Source organism: Dietzia sp. UCD-THP, from assembly GCF_000349585.1.
Lineage (GTDB): Bacteria > Actinomycetota > Actinomycetes > Mycobacteriales > Mycobacteriaceae > Dietzia > Dietzia natronolimnaea_A.
Map to the genome: position 1 here is coordinate 1 of NZ_AOSR01000143.1, position 328 is coordinate 328.

Sequence of the window (328 nt, forward strand, 5' to 3'; positions counted from 1 at the left end):
CCTCAGTCTGGCGGATAGGGGAACGCCGAGACGTTCCGGGCGGCCGTGGCTCCGTACATCGAGGCCGGCCACCGGGTGACAGGCAGCAAGACCAAGACGGCACGCAAGAGCACGGCCAAGACCCCGTCTAGTGACACCAAAGCGATTCGCGACTGGGCCCGCACCAATGGCCACGACGTCTCCGATCGCGGACGCATCCCCGCCGACATCATGGACGCATACGCAGCCGCCAACTAGCCACACAGTAACGGCGACAGGCGCAGAAACCGCCCCCAAGCTGGATCAATGTTAACGCCGATAAGTTATCTTATGACAAGCTAAAATCTGC

1 pseudogene is annotated in these 328 nt (G+C 61.6%); it reads left to right on the forward strand.

Annotation, left to right across the window (positions count from 1 at the left end):
* Positions 1-33: 33 nt before the first annotated feature.
* Positions 34-237 (forward strand): annotated as a pseudogene (locus H483_RS27425) (histone-like nucleoid-structuring protein Lsr2); the annotation flags it as partial.
* Positions 238-328 lie beyond the last annotated feature (91 nt).